The organism is Auraticoccus monumenti (genome assembly GCF_900101785.1).
Lineage (GTDB): Bacteria > Actinomycetota > Actinomycetes > Propionibacteriales > Propionibacteriaceae > Auraticoccus > Auraticoccus monumenti.
In genome coordinates this window covers 3,052,384-3,073,852 of the sequence record NZ_LT629688.1, presented here as the reverse complement: position 1 = coordinate 3,073,852, position 21,469 = coordinate 3,052,384, and the positions used below count along the sequence as shown (strand labels likewise).

Genomic DNA, 21,469 nt, shown 5'->3' with positions numbered 1-21,469 from the left:
GCGTGAGCGTCGACCGCCGGCCCGCAGCGGGCACCCTCGTCGTCCTGGTCCCGCACGGCGCCGCCCTGCTGGTGGTGGCTGCCGCGTTGCGGTCCGGCACCGTGGCCGCCTCCGAGCGGGTGGTGCTGCTGACCACCTCCCGGGCCGGCGTGCCCGAGGCCGCCCGCGACCTGCGCTCCACCCCGGGCTGGGAGCTGCTCACCGCCCAGGTCGACCAGGTGCTGGACTACGACGCCCTCGTCACCCCCTTCCACCCGCTGGCCTGGACACCGGTGACCGAGGACGAGGTGGCCGGCTGGCGCACCCGGCTGGCCGAGCAGCTGGGGGTCGGCGACGCCCCGGTCCGGCTGCTGCTGCACGACCTGCACCTCTCCCCCGCCCGGTCGTTGGCCGTGGCCTTCCCCGACGCCCCGATCGAGGTCTACGTCGACGACCTGGCCGCCTGGGCGCCGACGCCGGTGGTGCTGGAGGACGAGGTCGCCGCCCGGCTGCAGCGGCTGGTGCACCTGGACCTGTGGCCGGGTGTGGCCCCCCGTCTGCTCGCCGAGACCGACCGCACCACCACCGCGCTGGACCCCCGGGAGCTGCGCTCGCTGGCGGCGGCCCTGCCCGCCCCCGAGTCCGACGGCGGGCCCACCACCCGGTTCGCGGTCGTGGTGGAGGAGGACCTGCACGGTTTCGGGCTGGACGAGGACGAGGCCGCCAAGCTGGCCCGCCGCCAGGTGGCCCTGGCCCGGGCCCACGGTGCGGACCGCGTGGTCGTGGTGCACGACCCCGTCCCGGTGCTCGGCTCGGACTCCGACCTGCTGGCCGAGGCCGGCGCGGAGGAGCTCGACGGCGCCGCGCTGGCCCTGGTGACCGTGCTGGCCCTGAGGCCGGTGGTGGTGATCGGCTGCTCCTCGGCGCTGCTCTCGCTGGCCGGGCGGCCCGCGGTGGCCGTCCAGCCCGAGGACGTGCTGCGCCGGCTGCGGCCCTGGGGCCACCCGGCTCGGGTGCCGCTGGTGCTCACCGCGCTGCGCTACGGGCGCTACGCCGACAACGACCCGGCCCAGGCCCGCGCGACCCAGCAGCTGGTCGACGCCCTCAGCCACGCCGTCCAGCCCGTGCTCCACGCCTCGCTGGCCGACCGCTCCCGCGGTCTGCGGATCGAGCACCCCGCCCTGGCCGCCCGGTACTACCACCCGGGCAACCCGCTGGCCTGACGGCAGCCGGGCTCAGTCGAGCGCGGACACCCAGTTGGCCAGCAGGGCCGCCCCGGCCGCCCCGGACTTCTCGGGGTGGAACTGGGTGGCGGACAGGGCGTCCTGCTCGATCCCGGCCACGAAGACGTCGCCCTCGTGCTCGGCGGTGGTGACCAGGGCCCCGCCGGCGCGGAGCTCCTCGACGGTGTGCACCCCGTAGGAGTGCACGAAGTAGAAGCGCTCCTCCGCCAGGCCGGAGAACAGCCGGGAGCCCTCGGCGGACCGGACGGTGTTCCAGCCCATGTGCGGCAACCGGCGGGCCCGGACCTGCTCGACCACCCCGGGCCACTGCGCGCACCCCTCGGTCCGCTCCCCGTGCTCGATGCCGGCGGCGAAGAGGATCTGGGCGCCGACGCAGATGCCCAGCGTGGGACGTCCGCGCTCGCGCCGCTCCCGGACCACCCGGTCCCCGCCGACCGCTCGCAGCCCCTCCATGCAGGCCGCGAAGGCGCCCACCCCGGGCACCACCAGGCCCTGCGCGGACAGCGCCCGCTCGGGGTCGGTGGTCAGCTCGACCCGCGCACCGGTCGCCTCCAGCGCCCGCTCGGCGGAGCGGAGGTTGCCCGAGCCGTAGTCCAGCACCACCACCTCCGGCGCGCTCACAGCGCGCCCTTGGTGCTGGGAACGCCTACGACCCGGGGGTCCGGCTCGAGCGCGGTGCGCAGCGCCCGGGCCAGCGCCTTGAACTGGGCCTCCACGACGTGGTGCGGGTCGCGCCCGGCCAGCAGCGTGAGGTGGACGCAGATGCCGGCGTGGTGGGTGAGGCTCTCCAGGGCGTGCTGGGTCAGCGAGCCGGAGTAGGGCACCCCGCCCCGCCCGCCGCCGATCAGCACGTACTGCTGGCCCTCGGGCTCGCCGCGGTGCACGAAGTAGGGACGCCCGGACAGGTCCACCACGCACTGGGCCAGCGCCTCGTCCAGGGGTACCAGGGCGTCCCCGAAGCGGCGGATCCCGCGCTTGTCCCCCAGGGCCTGCCGCAGCGCGTCACCGATCACGATGGCGGTGTCCTCGACGCTGTGGTGGGCGTCGATCTCGACGTCGCCGGTGGTCCGCACCCGGAGGTCCATCAGGGAGTGCTTGGCCAGGGCGGTGAGCATGTGGTCGAAGAAGGGCACCCCGGTGTCCACGTCGGCCGCACCGGTGCCGTCGAGGTCCAGGCGCACCTGCACCGAGGACTCGCTGGTGCCGCGCTCCAGCTCGGCGACGCGGGAGGTCGGCTGGGTCTCGCTCATCGGGGATCTCCTCGTTCGGGGCCGGTGGGGTGCTCGGTGGTGGGCGGCGTCGTGCGGCTGGCCGGGTCGGGTCGCCAGCCGGGCAGCCCCTGCGTCTCCGCCACCTCCGACAGCGCCGTGCGGAAGGCGGCCATCTCCAGCGGGGTGCCGGCGCTGACCCGGAGCCACCCGGCGGGGCCGGTCTCGCGGATCAGGACACCGCGGGCCAGCAGCCCCTCCCAGACCGCGCGCCGGTCCGGGAGCCCGCCGAAGAGGACGAAGTTGGCGTCGGAGTCGGCCACGGCCAGCCCGCGGGCGCGCAGCCAGTCGACGAGCAGGTCGCGTTCGGTGCGCAGCGCGTCGACCTGGGAGAGGAGCTCGTCGGCGTGGGCCAGCGCCACCCGGGCGACGGCCTGGCTGGTGGCCGAGAGGTGGTACGGGAGGCGGACGATCCGGCAGGCGTCGACCACGGCGGGGGCGGCGGCGAGGTAGCCCAGCCGACCGCCGGCCAGGGCGAAGGCCTTGCTCATGGTGCGGCTGACCACCAGCCGCGGGTGGTGGGCCAGCAGGGTCAGCGCCGACGGCGTCCCGGTGCGGGCGAACTCCTGGTAGGCCTCGTCGACCACCACGACGCCGGAGGTGGCGGCCAGGGCGGCCCGCACGACGTCCAGCCCCGTCGGGGTCCCGGTGGGGTTGTTCGGCGTCGTGATGAGCACCACGTCGGGCTGGTGCTCGGCCACGGCCCGTTCCGTCGTGGCGACGTCGAGGGTGAAGTCGTCGCGGCGCGGGCTGGTGACGTAGCGGGTGTAGGTGTTCCGCGCGTACTCGGGGTACATCGAGTAGGTCGGCGTGAACGACAGCACCGTGCGCCCCGGTCCGCCGAAGGCCTGCAGCAGGTGCGTCATCACCTCGTTGCTGCCGTTGGCGGCCCAGACGTTCTCCGCCCCGAGGTCGTGGCCGAGGTAGCGGGCGAGGTCGGTGCGCAGCGCCCAGGCCTCGCGGTCGGGGTAGCGGTTCAGCCCCGCCCCGGCGCCGGTGACCGCCTCCGCGAGGTCGGCCAGCACGGCCGCGCTCGGCGGGTAGGGGTTCTCGTTGACGTTGAGCCGGTGCGGGACGTCCAGCTGGGGGGCGCCGTAGGGCTCCTCGCCGCGGAGCTCGGGCCGCAGCGGGAGGTCGGCCAGACGCACGGCGGCCCCGGGGACGGTGCTGGTCACGCGCACCCCCTCAGGCGAACCGGGCCGACACGGCGGCCCCGTGGGCGGGCAGGTCCTCGGCGGCGGCCATCACCTCGACGTGGCGGGCGACCAGGCGCAGCGCCTCGCGGTCGTAGCTGATCACGTTGACCTGCTTGAGGAAGGACTGCACGTTGAGCCCGGAGGAGTGGCAGGCGCAGCCCCCGGTGGGCAGCACGTGGGTGGAGCCGGCCACGTAGTCCCCCAGGGAGACCGGGGACCACGGCCCGACGAAGACCGCCCCGGCGTTGCGCACCCGGGCGGCGACCCGCTCGGCGTCGGCGGTGTGGATCTCCAGGTGCTCGGCGGCGTAGGCGTCCACCACGGCGAGCCCCTGCTCCGTGTCGCGCACCAGCAGCGTCGCGGACTGGGGGCCGCCGAGGGCGGTGCGCACCCGGTCGGCGTGGCGGGTGACCTCCACCTGGCGTCCGAGCTCCTCCTCCACCGCCCGGGCCAGCTCCTCGGAGTCGGTGACCAGCACCGCCCCGGCGCTGGGGTCGTGCTCGGCCTGGCTGACCAGGTCCGCGGCCACCAGCCGGGCGTCGGCGGTGGCGTCGGCCAGCACGGCGATCTCGGTCGGGCCGGCCTCGGAGTCGATCCCGATCAGGCCCTTCAGCAGCCGCTTGGCCGCGACCACGTAGATGTTGCCCGGCCCGGTGACCATGTCCACCCGGCGGCACAGGCCCTCGACGCCGTGGGCGAACATGGCCACGGCCTGGGCCCCGCCGACGGCGTAGACCTCCTCCACGCCGAGCAGCGCGCAGACGGCGAGGATGGTCGGGTGCGGCAGACCGCCGAACTCGCGCTGCGGCGGGGAGGAGACCGCGATGGACTCCACCCCGGCCACCTGCGCAGGCACGACGTTCATGATCACCGAGGACGACAGCGGGGCCAGCCCCCCGGGGACGTAGAGACCGACGCGACCCACCGCGATCCGACGCTGGGTGACCAGGGCGCCCGGGGCCAGCTCGACCTCGGTGCGGCTGGCCCCGAGCTCGGCCTCGCTGACCTGGCGGCGACGGGCGACGGCCACCTCGACGGCCACGCGGAGCTCGGGGTCGAGCTCGTCCAGGGCGCGCTGGAGCGCCTCGGCAGGCACCCGCAGCGAGGGCGGACGCACGTGGTCGAAGCGCTCGGAGAGCTCCATCAGCGCCTCCTCACCCCGGGCGGCGACGGCGTCGCAGAGGGGGCGGACCACCTCGACGGCGGCGTCCACGTCCAGCGCCGCACGCGGCAGCACGCCGGAGTAGTCGACGAGGTCGGAGGGCCGGAGGTCCAGGGTGCGCAACACGGTAGGTGAGTCTAGGTGGGCGCCCGGAGCTCAGGCGCGCCGGAGCCGGTCGGTGGGCAGCGCCACCCGGACCGGGGCGCCGATCGGGGCCCCGACCACCTGGGCGAAGTCGGCGTTGGCCAGCACCGCCAGCCCGGGGGTGGCCTCCACCACCACCACCTGCTGCTCGGTCCCGGCCAGCTCGCCCTCGTCGTGGCGGAGCCACCAGCGCTCGGCCAGGTAGGACAAACCCACCTCCTCCAGCACCTGCTCGGCGGCGAAGACCGTCATCGCTTCCCCCAGCGGGGTGCCCAGCAGGGTCATCGGGACCACCTGGTCACCGTCGGCGGGGGCCAGGTAGCCGATCAGCTCGGAGTCCTCGAGGCGGTAGGTGGGCAGCCAGTCGGGAGGGACCATGGCGCCGATCCTGGCCCAGCGGGGCTGCGGGCCGCCACCGGGTTCTGCCGCGGACCTCCCGGCGGCGTGCGGACCGACCTGCTGGGATGGGGTCATGGCGAAGAAGGCCCGTCCCCGCGCCGCCACCCCGGCGCTCGAGGTGCTGTCGGCGGCCGGGGTGCCGCACACGGTGCACGAGTACGCCCACGCCGAGGGCGAGACCCACTTCGGCGAGGAGGTGGTGGCCGCGCTGGGGGTCGACCCGGGGCGGGTGCTCAAGACGGTGGTCACCGACTGCGGCGGGCGGCTGGTGGTGGCCGTGGTGGCGGTCAGCCAGCAGGTCGACCTGAAGGCCCTGGCCACCGCGGTGGGGGCCAAGAAGGCGCAGGTGGCGGACCCGGCGGCGGCGGAGCGGAGCAGCGGCTACGTGGTCGGCGGCATCTCCCCCCTCGGCCAGCGGACCCCGTTGACCACCGTGGTCGACGTCTCCGCCCTCGACCACGAGCGGGTGCTGGTCTCGGCCGGGAGGCGCGGGCTGCAGGTGGAGCTGTCGCCGGAGGACCTCGTCCGGCTCACCGGGGCCGAGGTCGCCCCGGTCGGACGCTGACCCGGAGGGTCAGCGCGGGCGGTCAGCGCGGCGGCGGACCGGAGGACGTGGACTCACCGGGCCCGTCCGGCGGCGGGGCGGCGGGCAGCCCGACCCGGTCCTCGGGCAGCACGCCGGCCACCGACTCGTGCCGGCGCCGGGCCAGCCGGCCACGCGTGAACAACGGGGTCGGCTCCTCGTCGTCGGGGGCCAGGGAGGACCAGAGCAGGATCGGGATGCTGGCGATGAACGGCCACACCACCAGGGCGACGGGGGCACGCAGGGTCAGCTCGATGGGTACCACGTCGCCGGGCTCGGCGTTCGCCAGACGGGCGTCGAAGTCGCCCGGCCCCATGGCCCAGCCGACCACCCAGGTGAGCACGGCGGCCAGCAGCGCCCCCAGCACGGCGGCCAGGACGACCCCCCACCCCACCCGGATCAGCCGCCACCAGGCCAGCAGCCCGATCAGCAGGCCCCCGCCGACGGCGATCACGCAGAACCAGGCGTCGGCGCTGAACTGCTCGGCCAGCCCGCGCTCGCTGGTGGTGGCCCGTCCGTCGACGGCGATCGTGTACCCGGGGAGGTCGGTCACCCGGGCCCAGAGCAGCCCGGCCAGCACGCCGACCACCAGGCAGACGGTGAAGAACACCGTCATCTCGGTCAGCAGGCTGGGGCGCCGCGAGGCACCGCCCTCCCCCGGCTGCCGGGGTCCGCGCTCGTCCGGTCCCGGGGCGGGCTGCTCGCTCAGGCGGTCAGACACGACGGCCCCAGCAGCGCCTTGAGGTCGGCCATCAGCGGCGGTGACGGGGTCACCCGCAGCTGGGAGTCGATCCGCCACACGGTCGTCCGGGTGCCCGAGGACAGCCGCAGCTGGACCTCGGTCATCCCCGGGTGGCTCTGCAGCACACCGCGCAGCTGCTGCACCACCGGCGGGGTGCAGCGGGTGGCCGGGAGCGAGATCACCACCGGTCCGCTCGGTCCCTCGGTGATGTCGGGCATGGTCATCTCGCTGCCCATCATCTCCACCGAGTCGTCGGACTGGCGCACCCGGCCCTTGACCCGGACCACGGTGTCGGTGGCCAGCATCGTGGAGACCAGCTCGTAGGCCTTGGGGAACATCAGCACGTCGATGGAGGCCTCGAGGTCCTCCACGGTGACGATGGCCCAGATGTCGCCCTTCTTGGTGGTCTTGCGCTGGATCTGGGTGATCATGCCGGCGATGGTGGTGATGGTCTCGCGCGGGCCGTCGTCGGCGATCAGGTGCCCGATCGAGATCTCCCGCGACGTCTCCAGGATGTGCTCCAGCCCCTGCAGCGGGTGGTCGGAGACGTAGAGGCCGAGCATCTCGCGCTCGAAGGCGAGCTTGGTGCGCTTGTCCCAGTCCTCGACGTCGGGCACCACCTTGGCCGCCATCGGGCTCTCGTCGCTGAACATGCCGAAGAGGTCGTCCTGGCCGTTGGCCTCGTTGCGCTTGAGGTCGATCACCTCGTCCACGGCGCCGTCGAAGACCTCCATCAGCGCCCGCCGGCTGTGGCCCATCGAGTCGAAGGCCCCGGCCTTGACCAGGGACTCGATCATCCGCTTGTTGCAGACCACCAGCGGTGCGTGGTCGAGGAAGTCGTGGAAGTCACGCGCCTTGCCGTGCTCCTCCCGGGCCTCCACGATGCCCTGGACCACCGCCCCACCCACGTTGCGGATGGCGTTCAGCCCGAAGCGGATGTCGGTGCCCACCGGGGTGAAGTTGGCCGAGGACTCGTTCACGTCGGGAGGCAGCACCTTGATGCCCATCCGCCGGCACTCGCCGAGGTAGATGGCCATCTTGTCCTTGTCGTCCTTGACGCTGGTCAGCACCGCGGCCATGTACTCGGCCGGGTAGTTGGCCTTCAGGTAGGCCGTCCAGTACGAGACCAGCCCGTAGGCCGCGGAGTGGGCCTTGTTGAAGGCGTAGTCGGAGAACGGCACCAGGACGTCCCACAGCGCCTTCACCGAGGCCGGGGAGAACCCGTTGGCCCGCATCCCCTCCTCGAAGCCGACGTACTCGGCGTCGAGGACCTCCCGCTTCTTCTTGCCCATCGCGCGGCGCAGCAGGTCGGCCTTGCCCAGCGTGTAGCCGGCCAGCTTCTGGGCGATCTCCATCACCTGCTCCTGGTACACGATCAACCCGTAGGTCGTGCCCAGGATCGGCTCCAGCGCCTCGGCCAGCTCGGCGTGGGGGTAGCTGATCTCCTGCTGCCCGTTCTTGCGCAGGGCGTAGTTGGTGTGGCTGTTGGCCCCCATCGGACCGGGGCGGTACAGCGCGCCGACGGCGGAGATGTCCTCGAAGTTGTCCGGCTTCATCAGCCGCAGCAGCGATCGCATCGGGCCGCCGTCGAACTGGAACACCCCGAGGGTGTCCCCGCGGCCCAGCAGCGCGTAGGTGGCTGGGTCGTCGAGGTCCTTGCTGAGGGCGTCCAGGTCGATGGTGACCCCGGCGTTGAGCTCGACGTTGCTCACCGCGTCATCGAGGATCGTCAGGTTGCGCAGCCCGAGGAAGTCCATCTTGACCAGCCCCAGCGCCTCGCAGCCGGGGTAGTCGAACTGGGTGATGATCGCGCCGTCGGCCTCGCGCCTCATGATCGGGATGATGTCGATCAGCGGCTCGCTGGACATGATCACCCCGGCCGCGTGCACGCCCCACTGCCGCTTCAGCCCCTCGATCCCGGTGGCCTGGTCCACGACGGTCTTGACCTCGTTGTCGGCCTGGTAGAGCGCGCGGAACTCCCCGCCCTCGGCGTAGCGCTTGTGCTCGGTGTTGAAGATCTCGGTGAGCGGGACGTCCTTGCCCATCACCGCCGGCGGCATGGCCTTGGTGATCCGGTCACCGATGGCGAAGGGGTAGCCCAGCACCCGGGAGGAGTCCTTGACCGCCTGCTTGGCCTTGATGGTGCCGTAGGTGACGATCTGGCTGACCCGGTCGTCGCCGTACTTCTCGGTGACGTAGCGGATCACCTCACCGCGCCGGCGCTCGTCGAAGTCGATGTCGAAGTCGGGCATCGACATGCGCTCGGGGTTGAGGAAGCGCTCGAAGATCAGACCGTGCTGCAACGGGTCGAGGTCGGTGATCCGCATCGCGTAGGCGCACATCGAGCCGGCACCGGAACCACGGCCCGGGCCCACCCGGATGCCGTTCTCCTTGGACCAGCGGATGAAGTCACCGACCACCAGGAAGTACCCCGGGTAGCCCTTGCTGACGATGACGTCGATCTCGTACTCCGCCTGGCGGCGGACCACGTCCAGGATGCCGTCGGGGTAGCGCTCGCGCAGCCCGCGCTCGACCTCCTTGACGAACCAGGAGGTCTCGTCCTCCCCCGGCGGGCAGGGAAACCGCGGCATGAAGCGGCCCTCGCCCTCGGTGAAGGAGATCTGGCAGCGCTCGGCGATCTCCAGGGTGTTGTCGCAGGCCTCGGGGAGCTCGGCGAAGAGGCGGCGCATCTCCGCCGGGGACTTGAGGTAGTAGCCGTCGCCGTCGAACTTGAAGCGGTTCGGGTCGTCCATGGTGGACCCGGACTGGACGCACAGCAGGATCTCGTGGGCGGCGGCGTCGTGCTGGTGCACGTAGTGCAGGTCGTTGGTGGCCACCAGCGGCAGCTGCAGGTCCTTGGCCAGCCGGAGCAGGTCCTGGCGGACGCGGGTCTCGATGCTGAGCCCGTGGTCCATCAGCTCCAGGTAGTAGTTGCCGGCCCCGAAGATGTCACGGAACTCCGCCGCGGACTCCCGGGCCGCCTCGTACTGGCCCAGCCGCAGGTAGGTCTGCACCTCCCCCGACGGGCACCCGGTGGTGGCGATGAGGCCCTTGCCGTAGGTGTTGAGCAGCTCCCGGTCGGCCCGGGGCTTGTAGAAGTACCCCTCCAGCCAGGAGGTGGAGCTGAGCCGGAACAGGTTGTGCATGCCCACGTTGTCCTGGGCCAGCAGCGTCATGTGGGTGTAGGCGCCGGAGCCGGAGACGTCGTCGGAGCGCTGGCTGGGGTTCCCCCACTGGACCCGCTTCCGCTCGGTCCGGTGGGTCTTGGGCGTGACGTAGGCCTCGAGGCCGATGATCGGCTTGACCGAGCTCTTCTTGGAGGCGCGGTAGAACTCGTAGGCCCCGTACAGGTTGCCGTGGTCGGTCATCGCGATGGCCGGCATGCCGTGGCGCTCGGCCTCGGCGAACAGGTCCGGCACGCGCGCGGCGCCGTCCAGCATCGAGAACTCCGAGTGGACGTGCAGGTGGACGAAACCGTCCTTCTCAGACCCTGGCATGAGCGTTCGGCGACCCTTCCTCGACACCCTGCGCCGCACCACCGGGGCTGTTCCCCCGGCGGCTCGACGCGTCCGGGACAGACTAGTACCGGGCTCGGACAGAAGCGCTCACCGCGACCGGCGGTTCGGCCCCGCACGGGCCCCCGCCGACCCCTCGTGCCCACCGCGGGCCCGCAGCGGCGCGGCCCCGCCCTCCCGGCAGCGGGAGGACGGGGCCGTGGTGGGTGAGCGAGGTCACCCGGCGGGTCAGGCGACCAGGTCGTCGATCTGGTTGATGGCGGTGGTGGCGCCCTCCTCCACCCCCATGTCCAGCACCTGCTGCAGCGCCTCGGCCGAGGCGTAGCGGCTGGTGTAGACCGCGCGGGTCCCGCCGTCGTGCTCGGTGAAGGTGTAGGTGTTCTCCGAGACCGGCATCTGGGGGTCGACGGTGAAGGACTCGTCGGCGAACCCGTCGGTGAAGGAGAAGGTCCGCGGCTCGTCCACCTCGGTGACGTCCCAGATGCCGTAGAGCTTCTGCCCCTCCGGGCTGGTCATGTAGTAGTGCATCCGCCCACCCGGCCGCAGCTCCTGCTGCACCACGGTGGCGGGGAACCCGGGCGGGCCGAAGACGCGCTCGAGCTGGCGGGGGTCGGCGTAGACCTGCCAGATGCGCTCCACCGGGACGGCGAAGTCGGCGGTGATGGTGATGGTGCGGGTGTCGAGGTCCTTGGTGATGTCGGTGACGGGCATGTCAGTGCTCCTGCTCCCTGGTCGGGTGGGTGGTGGTGGTGGTGGGGTCGTCGAGGACGAGCTCGTCGATCCGGGCGATGCGACCGCGCCAGACGTCCTCGATCTCGGTCAGCATCGAGGCGACCGACCGGACGGCGGCCAGGTCGCCGCTGGCCAGCTGCTCGCGGCCCTGGCGCCGCTTGGTGATCAGCCCGGCCCTCTGCAGCACGGCGACGTGCTTCTGCACCGCGGCGAAGCTCATCTCGTAGCCCGCCGCCAGCGCGGTGACCGAGTGCTCCCCGGCGAGCACCCGGCGCAGGATGTCGCGCCGGGTCCGGTCGGCGAGGGCGTGGAAGAGGGCGTCCGCCCTGTCCTCGTCCTCCGTGGTCATGGTCCCAACGTACAACTGATCGGTTGTATGTGCAAGACCCTTCCCCGGGCTTGACCTCGAGCGCGCTGGAGCTCCTAGCGTCGGGTGTCCGAGGCCCCCACCGGGTGGCGCACGCTCGGCACCCGAGCCCGAGGACCACCCCATGCCGACGACCGCTCACCGCCCGCTGGACACGCCGTTCGAGGGGCTGCTGGCCACCCCGACCTCCCGGCTCCCCTACCAGGACGACGTGCTGCTCCGCTCCTTCGTGCTCCGGCGCCCGCGGGGCACTCTGGTGGTCTACAACTCCCCCGGGGTGAGCCAGGCGGCCGAGGCGATCCGCGCCCTCGGGACGCCGGCCCGGCTGCTGGTCAACCACGTCCACGAGGGGATGTACGGGCAGCCCGAGCTCGACGTCCCCGTCTGGGTACCGGGGTCGGAACGCGCGGAGCTCGCCCGCTCCCTGGTCGTGGCCGGGACCTTCGACGGCCGTCAGCAGGTCGACGACGACCTCGAGGTGGTCCCCACCCCGGGGCACACCGCGGGGACGACCTGCTACCTGTGGGACGACGGCAGCCACCGCTTCCTCTTCACCGGCGACCTCCTCTGGCTCGAGCACGGTGAGTGGCGCGCCGTGGTGCTGGACCCGGCGCTGCGCGGGGACTACCTGGACAGCCTGGCCCTGGTCCGCGACCTCGACTTCGACGTCCTCGTCCCCTGGGGCGCCACCGCGGGCGGCCCCGTCGTCGCCGCCGTCCCCGACCGCTCCGAGCGGTGGGCGCGGGTGGACGCCGTCATCGCCCGGGTCCGCGACGGCAGCCGGCACTGAGCCCGGTGACCCGGGCCACGGAGCCCCGCCACGGCTCCGCCTCGGAGGGCTGTACGGCGCCCGATCGGCAGGTCTAGAGTCCGAGACGGAGAGCCGGGAAGCCTGGTCGGCCCGCGAGCAGCGGAGCACCCCGGCGACCCGCCGTGGTGCTGTCGTGACCACGAGAGGACCGGCCCATGGCCGCCGCGCCGACCATCGACGTCTCCGGGCTGCGCAAGCACTTCGGACGCCACCACGCACTCGACGGGCTGGACCTCCGGGTCCACCCCGGTGAGGTGCACGGCTTCCTCGGCCCGAACGGGGCCGGGAAGTCCACCACGCTGCGGATCCTGCTGGGCCTGATCCGCGCCAGCGGCGGCCGGGCCAGCGTGCTGGGCCGCGACCCGTGGCGCGACGCCGTCGCCGTCCACCGCGACCTGGCCTACGTCCCCGGCGACGTCGGGCTGTGGCCGAACCTCAGCGGCGGGGAGACGATCGACCTGATGACCCGGCTGCGGGGCGGGGCCGACGCCCGGCTGCGTCGCGAGCTGGTGGCCGACTTCGAGCTGGACACCAGCAAGCTGGCCCGCCAGTACTCCAAGGGGAACCGGCAGAAGGTGGTGCTGGTGGCCGCCTTCGCCCGGCCGGCCCGGCTGTACCTGCTGGACGAGCCGACCAGCGGGCTGGACCCGGTGATGGAGGCGGTCTTCGCCTCCCACGTCGAGCGGGTCCGGGCCGAGGGCTCGGCGGTGCTGCTGTCGAGCCACATCCTCAGCGAGGTCGAGCGGCTGTGCGACCGGGTGACGATCATCCGCGCCGGCCGCACGGTGCAGACGGGCACGCTGGCCGACCTCCGCCTGCTCACCGCCACCACCTTCCGGGTGACGCCCGGGACGGGGGGCAGCGCACCGGCCGACACCGCGGCGCTGCGCGCCCTCGCCGGGGTGTCCGCGCTCCGCGACGGGGACGGGACGCTCGAGTTCGACGTGGAGCCGGACGCCCTGCCCGAGGTCCTGGCCGAGGTGGCCCGGCTGCGGCCCAGCTCGGTGCTGGCCAGCCCGCCCTCGCTGGAGCAGCTCTTCCTGCGCCACTACGGCAGCGACCCCGCCGAGGAGGTGCGGTGATGCGCGCCCTGGTGCGGGCCCAGCTCCGGCGTGACCGCTGGCAGCTGGTGGTCTGGATCGGCGGGATGGCGCTGCTGAGCCTGGCCGCGGCCGCCGCCATCTCCACCGAGTTCGGCGAGGAGTCCCAGCGGGCCGCGGTCGTGGCCGTCGCCGCGGCCAACCCGGCCTTCCTGTTCCTGCGCGGCACACCGGACGGGACCAGCGTGGGGGCGGTCACCTTCTTCCAGCTGTTCTCCTTCCTGGGCGTCCTGGCCGGGCTGATGCAGGTCTTCCTGGTGGTGCGCCACACCCGCGCCGACGAGGAGGCCGGTCGCGCCGAGCTGGTCGGCGCCACGCCCACCGGACGGCTGCTACCGCTGGCCGCCACCCTGGCGACCTCCGCGGTGGCCGGTCTGCTGCTGGGGGCGCTGGCCGCCCTCGCGCTGCTGGTCGCCGGTCTCGACGCCACCGGCGCGGTGCTCACCGGGGCGGCGCTCGGCCTGGTCGGTCTGGTCTTCGCCGGCGTGGCGGCGGTGTGCGCGCAGGTGCTGCCCACCTCACGCGCCGCCAACGGCCTCGCGGGCGGGCTGGTGGGTCTGGCCTACCTGGTCCGGGGCGTCGGGGACGCCCTGGGCTCCCCCAGCGCGGACCTCACCCGGGCGGACCCGGCGTGGCTGTCGTGGCTGTCCCCGATCGGCTGGGGGCAGCGGGTCTCGCCCTTCGGTGAGCAGCGACCGGAGGTCCTGCTGCTGCCGGCGGCGACCTCGGTGCTGCTGGCGGTCCTGGCCCTGCTGCTGCGCCGGGCCCGGGACCTGGGCGGGAGCCTGGTGACCGAGCGCCCCGGTCCGGCCGAGGGCGGGCGCCTGACCGGCTCGGCGGCGGGGCTGGCGCTGCGCCAGCAGCTGCCGAGCGTGGTGGGCTGGTGCCTGGGGGCGGCGGCGCTGGGCAGCCTGGCCGGGCTGCTGTCCCCGGTGGTGGTCGGGGCCGCGGAGTCCAACCAGGCCCTGGGTGAGCTGATCGCCCGGCTGCAGCCCGGTGCGGGCGGGGACGTCCTGGAGGTCTTCACGACGGCCCTGATCGGCATCAGCGGCGTGCTCGCCGCCGCGGCCGGGACCCAGACGGTGATGCGTCTGCGGCCGGAGGAGGCCGAGGGACGGGCGGAGCTGCTGCTCAGCGCGCCGCTGGCCACGCGGAGGTGGCTGGCCACCCAGCTCGCCCTCGGGTTCGTGGTGACCACGGGGGTGGCCGTCGTGGCCGGGCTGGGTGCCGGCCTCGGCTTCCTGGCCACCGGGCTGGGGGCGGGCTGGCTGGGCACCGGGGTGGCGGCTGCGCTGGCCCACGTCCCGGCCGCGCTGGTGGTGGTGGCCGTGGTGGCGCTCGTCCTCGCCGTGCTGCCCCGGCTGACCGTGCCCCTCGGGTGGGGTGCGCTGGTGCTGGCCCTGGCCCTCGGTCAGCTCGGTGAGCTGCTGCGGCTGCCCGGCTGGCTCCAGGACGTCAGCCCGTTCCGCCACTCCTCGGCCCTGCCGCTGGAGACGCTGGACCTGCCGGTCACCCTCGCCGTGCTCGGGGTGGCCGTGGGGCTGGCCGCGGCGGCGGTGGGACTGGTGAGGACGCGTGACCTGGCGACCTGAGGGCTGACGGCAGGAGGAGGCCGCCCTGAGGGCGACCTCCTCCAGCGGGACCGGTCCCGGCTCGTGAGCCGGGCCAGGACCTCAGGCCATCATCTGGCGGACCTGCGGGCCGATCGGGCGGGGCAGCTTGGACTGCCCGCTGAGGAGGGCGTCCACGCCGTTGGCGCAGGAACGGCCCTCGGCGATGGCCCAGACGATCAGCGACTGACCGCGGCCGGCGTCACCGCAGGCGAAGACCCGCGGGACGTTGGTGGCGTAGGACTCGTCGCGGGCGATGTTGCCCCGCTGGTCGAGCTCCACCCCCAGCTGCTCCACCACGGTGCCGGTCTCGGGGCCGGTGAAGCCCATCGCCAGCAGCACCAGGTCGGCCGGGATGTCGCGCTCGGTGCCCTCGACCGGGACGAACCGCCCGTCCTCGAGGCGCACCTCGCTGAGACGCAGCCCGGTGACCCGGCCGTCCTCGCCCACGAACTCGGAGGTGTTGACGGCGTAGACGCGCTCGCCACCCTCCTCGTGGGCGGAGGAGACCTTGTAGGTCATCGGGTAGGTCGGCCAGGGCTGGTGGCCCGGGCGCGCCTCCGGCGGCTGCGGCATGATCTCCAGCTGGGTGACCGTCGCCGCGCCCTGGCGGGTGGACGTCCCCAGGCAGTCCGCGCCGGTGTCGCCGCCGCCGATGATCACCACGTGCTTGCCCTCGGCGGTGATCTGGTCCGGGACCTCCTCGCCGAGGGCGGCCCGGTTGGCCTGGGGCAGGAACTCCATCGCCTGGTGGATGCCGTGCAGCTCGCGACCGGGGATCTGCAGGTCGCGCGCCTTCGTCGAGCCCAGGGCGAGCACGACCGCGTCGTAGCGCTCCGTGAGCTGGTCACCGGTGATGTCGGTGCCGACGTCGACCCCGCAGCGGAAGATGGTGCCCTCGTTCTTCATCTGGCGGATCCGGCGCTCGAGCACCTTCTTCTCCATCTTGAACTCGGGGATGCCGTAGCGCAGCAGACCACCGGGGGCGTCGGCCCGCTCGTAGACCGCCACGGTGTGGCCGGTCCGGGAGAGCTGCTGGGCCGCGGCCAGCCCGGCCGGACCGGAGCCGATCACGGCGACGGTCTTGCCGGTGTGCCAGTCCGGGATCTCGGGCCGGACGCGCTTGTCCTCCCAGCCCTTGTCGATGATCGAGACCTCGACGTTCTTGATGGTGACCGGCTCACGGGAGATGCCGACCACGCAGGCCGTCTCGCACGGGGCCGGGCAGAGCCGTCCGGTGAACTCGGGGAAGTTGTTGGTGGCGTGCAGCCGCTCCAGCGCCTGCTCCCACTCCCCCCGCCAGACGAAGTCGTTCCACTCCGGGATCAGGTTCCCCAGCGGGCACCCGGTGTGGCAGAACGGGATGCCGCAGTCCATGCAGCGTCCGGCCTGGTCGCTGATGATGGGCAGCAGCGCCTTGCCCGGACCGCCGGGGTACACCTCGTTCCAGTCCCGGACCCGCTCCTGCACCGGGCGGCGCGGGGCCACCTCGACGGGGGTGGTCATGAAGCCTCGGGGATCAGCCATGAGCGGCCTCCATCATCTTGCGGGTCGTGGTCTGCTCGTCCAGTCCGTCGGCTTCGGCCGCGATGCGGGCGGCCACCACCTTGGCGTAGTCACGCGGCATCACCTTGGTGAACCGCTCGGCCACCGAGCTGCCCGAGGCGTCGCCCAGCAGCTGGGCGGCGGTCGAGGAGCCGGTCTCGTCGCGGTGGCGCTGCAGCAGCTCCCGCACCAGCGCGACGTCGTCGGCGTCCAGGGGCAGCGGGTCCACCAGCTCGCTGTTCAGCCGGTCGTGGCGCATGTCCAGCACGTAGGCCACGCCCCCGGACATGCCGGCGGCGAAGTTGCGCCCGGTGCTGCCGAGCACCACCGCCACGCCACCGGTCATGTACTCGCAGCCGTGGTCGCCCACGCCCTCGACCACCGCGGTGGCCCCGGAGTTGCGCACGCAGAAGCGCTCCCCCACCTGGCCCCGGATGAAGATCTCACCGGAGGTGGCGCCGTAGCCGATCACGTTGCCGGCCACGATCTGCTCCTCGGCCCCACCGGTCTCGGAGTGGTCCTCCAGGAAGGCCGCACCGGTCTCGGGGGCGATGATGATCCGCCCGCCGGACAGGCCCTTGCCGACGTAGTCGTTGGAGTCGCCGGTGAGGCGCAGGGTGATGCCGCGGGGCAGGAACGCCCCCAGGCTCTGCCCGGCCGACCCGTCGAGCACCAGCTCGATGGTGTCGGGCTCCAGCCCCTTCCCCCCGGTGGCCTTGGTCACCTCGTGGCCGAGCAGGGTGCCGACGGTGCGGTCCACGTTGCGGACGGCGAACTCCCCCCGCAGCGGGGCCGGCAGGTCACCGGTCCGGGCCGCCTCGAGGACGGGGCCGGCGAACTCGATCAGGCGCTGGTCGAGCTTGTGCTCCAGCCCGTGGTCCTGGACGTTGACGCGGTGCAGCGGGGTGCCCTCGGGCAGCGTGGGCTGGTGCAGGATCGGGGAGATGTCCAGGCCGTGGGCCTTCCAGTGCTCCACCGCGCCGGTGCCGTCCAGCGCCTCGACGTGGCCGACGGCCTCCTCGACGCTGCGGAAGCCCAGCGCCGCCAGGTGCTCGCGCACCTCCTCGGCGATGAACTCGAAGAAGTTGACCAGGTACTCGGCCTTGCCGGTGTAGCGGGCACGCAGGTCCGGGTTCTGGGTGGCGACGCCCACCGGGCAGGTGTCGAGGTGGCAGACGCGCATCATCACGCAGCCGCTGACCACCAGCGGGGCGGTGGCGAAGCCGAACTCCTCCGCGCCCAGCAGGGCGGCCACCACGACGTCGCGGCCGGTCTTCAGCTGGCCGTCGCACTGCACGACGATGCGGTCGCGCAGCCCGTTCAGCAGCAGCGTCTGCTGGGCCTCGGCCAGGCCGAGCTCCCAGGGACCACCGGCGTGCTTGAGGGAGGTCAGCGGCGCCGCCCCGGTGCCACCGTCGTGGCCGGAGATCAGCACCACGTCGGCCTTGGCCTTGGCCACACCGGCGGCCACCGTCCCCACCCCGACCTCGGCGACCAGCTTCACGTGCACCCGGGCCACCGGGTTGGCGCACTTGAGGTCGTGGATCAGCTGCTTGAGGTCCTCGATGGAGTAGATGTCGTGGTGCGGCGGCGGGGAGATCAGCCCGACGCCGGGGGTGGAGTGCCGGGTCCGGGCCACCCACGGGTAGACCTTCTGACCGGGCAGCTGACCGCCCTCACCGGGCTTGGCGCCCTGGGCCATCTTGATCTGGATGTCTGAGGCGTTGGTCAGGTAGTCCGAGGTGACGCCGAAGCGGCCCGAGGCGACCTGCTTGATCGCGCTGCGCCGCACCGGGTCGTGCAGCCGGTCGGTGTCCTCCCCGCCCTCACCGGTGTTGGACTTCCCGCCCAGGCGGTTCATCGCGATGGCCAGGGTCTCGTGGGCCTCCTGGGAGATGGAGCCGTAGGACATCGCCCCGGTGGAGAACCTCTTGACGATGGCGCTGACCGGCTCGACCTCCTCGATCGGCACCGGGCTGCGGTCGCTGGCGAAGCGGAGCAGGCTGCGCAGGGTCATCTGCCGGGCGGCGTTGTCGTCGACCCGGGCGGTGTACTGCTTGAAGACGTCGTAGCGCCCGGAGCGGGTGGAGTGCTGCAGCCGGAAGACGCTCTCGGGGTCGAACAGGTGCGGCTCGCCCTCGCGACGCCACTGGTACTCCCCACCGATCTCCAGCTCGCGGTGGGCCAGCGGGATGCCGTCGGCCGGGTAGGCGGTGGCGTGGCGGCGGCGGATCTCCTCCGCCACCTCCTCCAGCCCGACGCCACCCATCTTGGAGGTGGTGCCGGTGAAGTAGCGGTCGACCAGCTGCGCGGACAGGCCGTAGGCCTCGAAGATCTGCGCGCCGGTGTAGGAGGCGACCGTGGAGACGCCCATCTTGCTCATCACCTTCAGCACGCCCTTGCCGAGCGCCTTGGCCACGTTGGCCACGGCCTTCTCGGCCTCGACGGCGACGTAGACCTCGCGGCGGGCCAGGTCCTCGGCGGTCTCGAAGGCCAGGTAGGGGTTGACCGCGGCGGCGCCGTAGCCCAGCAGCAGGGCGACGTGGTGGACCTCGCGGACGTCCCCGGCCTCGACCACCAGACCGACCTTGGTGCGGGTCTTCTCCCGGACCAGGTGGTGGTGCACCGCGGCGGTGAGCAGCAGCGACGGGATCGGGGCCAGCTCGGCGTTGGAGTGGCGGTCGGAGAGCAGGATGATCCGCGCCCCGGCCGCGATCGCCCGGCTGGCCTCGGCGCACGCCTCGGCGATGGCCTGCTCCAGCGCCGCCCCGCCGCCGCCGACCGGGTACAGCCCGCGCACCACGGAGGTGGCGAAGCCCGGCAGGTCGTCGGAGCGGTGGACGTGCAGGATCTTCGCCAGCTGGTCGTTGTCCAGCACCGGGAAGGGCACCACGAGCTGGCGGCAGGAGGCGGGCTCGGGGGCGAGCAGGTTGCGCTCGGGACCCAGGGTGCCGGCCAGGGAGGTGACCAGCTCCTCGCGGATGGCGTCCAGCGGGGGGTTGGTGACCTGGGCGAAGAGCTGGCTGAAGTAGTCGAAGATCAGCCGCGGACGCTGGGACAGCACGGCCAGCGGGGTGTCGGTGCCCATCGAGCCGATCGGCTCCGCACCCATCGAGGCCATCGGCGAGATCAGCAGCCGGAGGTCCTCCTCGGTGTAGCCGAAGACCTGCTGGCGGCGGGTGACCGAGGCGTGGCTGTGCACGGTGTGCTCGCGGGTGGGCAGGTCGTTGAGGCTGACCCGGCCCTTGAGCCACTCCCCGTAGGGCTCGGCGGTGGCGAGCTCGGTCTTGATCTCCTCGTCACCGATGATGCGGTGCTGCTCGAGGTCGACCAGGAACATCCGGCCCGGCTTGAGCCGCCCCTTGGCCGTCACCGAGGAGGCCGGGATGTCCAGCACCCCGGTCTCGGAGGCGAGCACCACCAGGCCGTCGTCGGTCACCCAGTAGCGGCCCGGGCGCAGGCCGTTGCGGTCCAGCCAGGCACCGATCCGGGTGCCGTCGGTGAAGCAGATGGCCGCCGGGCCGTCCCAGGGCTCCATCAGGGAGGAGTGGAAGGCGTAGAAGTCCTTCAGCTCCTGGTTCATCTCGGTGCTGTTCTCCCAGGCCTCCGGGACCATCATCAGCACCGCGTGCGGGAGGGAGCGTCCGCCCAGGTGCAGGAGCTCGAGCACCTCGTCGAAGGAGGCCGAGTCCGAGGCGGAGTCGCTGCAGATCGGGTAGAGCCGGGACAGGTCACCGGGGATCAGGTCCGAGGCCAGCAGCTCCTCCCGGGCCCGCATCCAGTTGCGGTTGCCGCGGACGGTGTTGATCTCGCCGTTGTGGGCGATCAGCCGGTAGGGGTGGGCCAGCTCCCAGGCGGGGAAGGTGTTGGTGGAGAAGCGGGAGTGCACCAGGGCCAGCGGGGAGGCCAGCCGCTCGTCGTGCAGCTCGGGGAAGACCTCCTCGAGCTGGTCGGTGGTGAGCATCCCCTTGTAGACCAGGGTGCGGCAGGACAGCGACGCGAAGTACACCCCGACCTGGTTCTGGGCCCGGCGGCGCAGGCAGAAGGCCATCCGCTCCAGGGCCATCCCCTCCGAGCCGTCGGCGGCCGCGACCACCAGGTGCTCGAAGTGGGGCATGTTCGCGGTGGAGACGGGGCTGAGCGTGCTGGCGTCGGCCGGCACCTCTCGCCAGCCGAGGACGGTCAGGCCCTCGTCGTCGGCCAGCGCCTCGACCGCGCGGCGGGCCCGGCTGCGGGCGTCCTGCTCGCGCGGGAGGTAGGCCATGCCGACGGCGTAACGGCCCTGGGCGGGGAGCTCGAAGTCGCAGACCCCGCGCAGGAAGGCGTCGGGGACGACCACCAGGATGCCCGCGCCGTCGCCGGCGGCGGTGTCGGCACCCGTGGCGCCGCGGTGGTCGAGGTTGCGCAGGGCCTCCAGGCCCTTCTCGACGATGTCGTGGCTGGGCTCGCCGCTCAGCTGGGCGACGAAGGCCACGCCGCAGGCGTCGTGCTCCTGGGAGGGGTCGTAGAGACCCTGGGCCGCGGGCCGCTGCTCACGGAAGGCGGCCGGGTCGTGGTCGGCCGTGGTGGACCCGGGCGCGGTCGGGGAGGCGTGCTCGCCTCGGACCTGGTGCGTCATGTCGTCTCCCATCACTGTGTGGTCGTGCCGCCGACGGCGGGTGACCGTGTCCGGCGAGCCGGTCCCCCGGTCCCGCCTCGTCCTGCGGCCCGACCGTGGTCGGGCAGGTCTGCGCGTCCCCGGGCGGCGTCGGAGCCTAACGGGAACGATCCCACATCATGAGCACGCTGGCTCACATCCTGGACGCCGAAGAGGCGTTGGGCTCCCTCGCGGGGAGCGGGCGCGAGTGGTGAGACGCGGTCAGCGTCGGCGACGATCGGTCGCCCGGACGCGGACGGGAACGCGGCGGTCGGGGACGGTGGTGGACACCACTGTGAGAAAAACCACAGCGGCGGCCAGACCGGTGACCAGGACGGTTCCTGCACCTGCGCCGGCGACGATGGCGGCGACCGTCAGGACGGCGGTGAGGAACAGCACGACGTGCAGGGTGTTGCGGCTCATGAGCACCTCCAGC

At 73.1% G+C, this 21,469-nt stretch carries 17 protein-coding genes; 5 read left to right on the top strand and 12 right to left on the bottom strand.

The window, feature by feature from the left end; all coding sequences use genetic code 11:
- The first annotated feature begins 2 nt into the window (after positions 1 to 2).
- Complete coding sequence (locus BLT52_RS14195) at positions 3 to 1,202, top strand: hypothetical protein (RefSeq protein ID WP_090594482.1); 1,200 nt, start codon at positions 3 to 5, stop codon at positions 1,200 to 1,202.
- A 12-nt stretch (positions 1,203 to 1,214) separates the two neighbouring features.
- Here BLT52_RS14195 and hisH read toward each other — a convergent pair whose 3' ends face one another.
- The 5 genes from hisH to BLT52_RS14170 are packed head-to-tail and all read right to left on the bottom strand — an operon-like array spanning position 1,215 to position 5,371.
- Entirely contained in the window at positions 1,215 to 1,844 is a 630-nt protein-coding gene (gene hisH / locus BLT52_RS14190; RefSeq protein WP_197679050.1) for an imidazole glycerol phosphate synthase subunit HisH, read from the bottom strand.
- Entirely contained in the window at positions 1,841 to 2,473 is a 633-nt protein-coding gene (gene hisB / locus BLT52_RS14185; RefSeq protein WP_090594480.1) for an imidazoleglycerol-phosphate dehydratase HisB, read from the bottom strand. Before hisB ends, hisH begins: the two co-directional genes overlap by 4 nt.
- Positions 2,470 to 3,666 carry a histidinol-phosphate transaminase gene (locus BLT52_RS14180; protein WP_231946323.1) on the bottom strand — a complete coding sequence of 399 codons (1,197 nt, stop codon included), beginning with the start codon at positions 3,664 to 3,666 and terminating at the stop codon, positions 2,470 to 2,472. The genes hisB and BLT52_RS14180 overlap by 4 nt, the downstream gene beginning before the upstream one ends.
- A 10-nt stretch (positions 3,667 to 3,676) precedes the next feature.
- On the bottom strand, positions 3,677 to 4,975 hold the full coding sequence (gene hisD / locus BLT52_RS14175; protein WP_090594479.1) for a histidinol dehydrogenase: 1,299 nt from the start codon (positions 4,973 to 4,975) through the stop codon (positions 3,677 to 3,679).
- A gap of 30 nt (positions 4,976 to 5,005) precedes the next feature.
- Positions 5,006 to 5,371 carry a hypothetical protein gene (locus BLT52_RS14170; protein WP_157677142.1) on the bottom strand — a complete coding sequence of 122 codons (366 nt, stop codon included), beginning with the start codon at positions 5,369 to 5,371 and terminating at the stop codon, positions 5,006 to 5,008.
- Positions 5,372 to 5,465: 94 nt separating this feature from the next.
- Here BLT52_RS14170 and ybaK point away from each other — a divergent pair, with 94 nt between their 5' ends.
- Entirely contained in the window at positions 5,466 to 5,957 is a 492-nt protein-coding gene (gene ybaK / locus BLT52_RS14165; RefSeq protein ID WP_090594475.1) for a Cys-tRNA(Pro) deacylase, read from the top strand.
- Positions 5,958 to 5,979: 22 nt separating this feature from the next.
- Here ybaK and BLT52_RS14160 read toward each other — a convergent pair whose 3' ends face one another.
- The 4 genes from BLT52_RS14160 to BLT52_RS14145 all read right to left on the bottom strand — a co-directional run bounded on the left by BLT52_RS14160 (position 5,980) and on the right by BLT52_RS14145 (position 11,313).
- The gene (locus BLT52_RS14160; protein WP_090594474.1) at positions 5,980 to 6,696 is read right to left on the bottom strand and encodes a hypothetical protein; all 717 of its coding nucleotides are present in this window, start codon (positions 6,694 to 6,696) and stop codon (positions 5,980 to 5,982) included.
- Positions 6,681 to 10,214, bottom strand: coding sequence for a DNA polymerase III subunit alpha (gene dnaE / locus BLT52_RS14155; RefSeq protein ID WP_090594472.1), 3,534 nt, complete (start codon positions 10,212 to 10,214; stop codon positions 6,681 to 6,683). Before dnaE ends, BLT52_RS14160 begins: the two co-directional genes overlap by 16 nt.
- 246 nt (positions 10,215 to 10,460) lie before the next feature.
- Entirely contained in the window at positions 10,461 to 10,943 is a 483-nt protein-coding gene (locus BLT52_RS14150; protein ID WP_090594471.1) for an SRPBCC family protein, read from the bottom strand.
- 1 nt (position 10,944) lies between these two features.
- Positions 10,945 to 11,313, bottom strand: coding sequence for an ArsR/SmtB family transcription factor (locus BLT52_RS14145; RefSeq protein WP_090594463.1), 369 nt, complete (start codon positions 11,311 to 11,313; stop codon positions 10,945 to 10,947).
- Positions 11,314 to 11,455: 142 nt separating this feature from the next.
- On the opposite strand from BLT52_RS14145, the gene BLT52_RS14140 reads away from it, so the two are divergent.
- The 3 genes from BLT52_RS14140 (at position 11,456) to BLT52_RS14130 (ending at position 14,834) form a co-directional block, all read left to right on the top strand.
- Positions 11,456 to 12,121 (top strand): MBL fold metallo-hydrolase, encoded by a 666-nt coding sequence (locus BLT52_RS14140; protein ID WP_090594462.1) that lies wholly within the window; start codon positions 11,456 to 11,458, stop codon positions 12,119 to 12,121.
- A gap of 176 nt (positions 12,122 to 12,297) precedes the next feature.
- Positions 12,298 to 13,224, top strand: coding sequence for an ABC transporter ATP-binding protein (locus tag BLT52_RS14135; RefSeq protein ID WP_090594460.1), 927 nt, complete (start codon positions 12,298 to 12,300; stop codon positions 13,222 to 13,224).
- Positions 13,224 to 14,834, top strand: a complete 1,611-nt coding sequence (locus tag BLT52_RS14130) for an ABC transporter permease (RefSeq protein WP_090596793.1) — start codon at positions 13,224 to 13,226, stop codon at positions 14,832 to 14,834. Before BLT52_RS14135 ends, BLT52_RS14130 begins: the two co-directional genes overlap by 1 nt.
- Before the next feature lie 81 nt (positions 14,835 to 14,915).
- Here the strand turns inward: BLT52_RS14130 and BLT52_RS14125 are convergent, their stop codons facing one another.
- From BLT52_RS14125 to BLT52_RS14115, 3 genes are all read right to left on the bottom strand, one after another.
- Complete coding sequence (locus BLT52_RS14125; RefSeq protein WP_090594459.1) at positions 14,916 to 16,379, bottom strand: glutamate synthase subunit beta; 1,464 nt, start codon at positions 16,377 to 16,379, stop codon at positions 14,916 to 14,918.
- Complete coding sequence (gene gltB / locus BLT52_RS14120) at positions 16,372 to 21,015, bottom strand: glutamate synthase large subunit (protein ID WP_090594457.1); 4,644 nt, start codon at positions 21,013 to 21,015, stop codon at positions 16,372 to 16,374. Before gltB ends, BLT52_RS14125 begins: the two co-directional genes overlap by 8 nt.
- A gap of 240 nt (positions 21,016 to 21,255) precedes the next feature.
- A complete protein-coding gene (locus BLT52_RS14115; protein ID WP_157677141.1) occupies positions 21,256 to 21,456 on the bottom strand; it encodes a hypothetical protein in 201 nt (66 codons plus the stop codon).
- Positions 21,457 to 21,469: the final 13 nt, after the last annotated feature.

Bases quoted from the DNA above. Each gene is read 5' to 3' on its own strand.
- BLT52_RS14140 (WP_090594462.1), top strand. From the start codon at position 11,456: ATGCCGACGACCGCTCACCGCCCGCTGGACACGCCGTTCGAGGGGCTG.
- dnaE (WP_090594472.1), bottom strand. From the start codon at position 10,214: ATGCCAGGGTCTGAGAAGGACGGTTTCGTCCACCTGCACGTCCACTCG.
- BLT52_RS14130 (WP_090596793.1), top strand. From the start codon at position 13,224: ATGCGCGCCCTGGTGCGGGCCCAGCTCCGGCGTGACCGCTGGCAGCTG.
- BLT52_RS14150 (WP_090594471.1), bottom strand. From the start codon at position 10,943: ATGCCCGTCACCGACATCACCAAGGACCTCGACACCCGCACCATCACC.
- BLT52_RS14170 (WP_157677142.1), bottom strand. From the start codon at position 5,371: ATGGTCCCTCCCGACTGGCTGCCCACCTACCGCCTCGAGGACTCCGAG.
- BLT52_RS14125 (WP_090594459.1), bottom strand. From the start codon at position 16,379: ATGGCTGATCCCCGAGGCTTCATGACCACCCCCGTCGAGGTGGCCCCG.
- hisB (WP_090594480.1), bottom strand. From the start codon at position 2,473: ATGAGCGAGACCCAGCCGACCTCCCGCGTCGCCGAGCTGGAGCGCGGC.
- BLT52_RS14145 (WP_090594463.1), bottom strand. From the start codon at position 11,313: ATGACCACGGAGGACGAGGACAGGGCGGACGCCCTCTTCCACGCCCTC.
- ybaK (WP_090594475.1), top strand. From the start codon at position 5,466: ATGGCGAAGAAGGCCCGTCCCCGCGCCGCCACCCCGGCGCTCGAGGTG.
- gltB (WP_090594457.1), bottom strand. From the start codon at position 21,015: ATGACGCACCAGGTCCGAGGCGAGCACGCCTCCCCGACCGCGCCCGGG.
- BLT52_RS14135 (WP_090594460.1), top strand. From the start codon at position 12,298: ATGGCCGCCGCGCCGACCATCGACGTCTCCGGGCTGCGCAAGCACTTC.
- BLT52_RS14115 (WP_157677141.1), bottom strand. From the start codon at position 21,456: ATGAGCCGCAACACCCTGCACGTCGTGCTGTTCCTCACCGCCGTCCTG.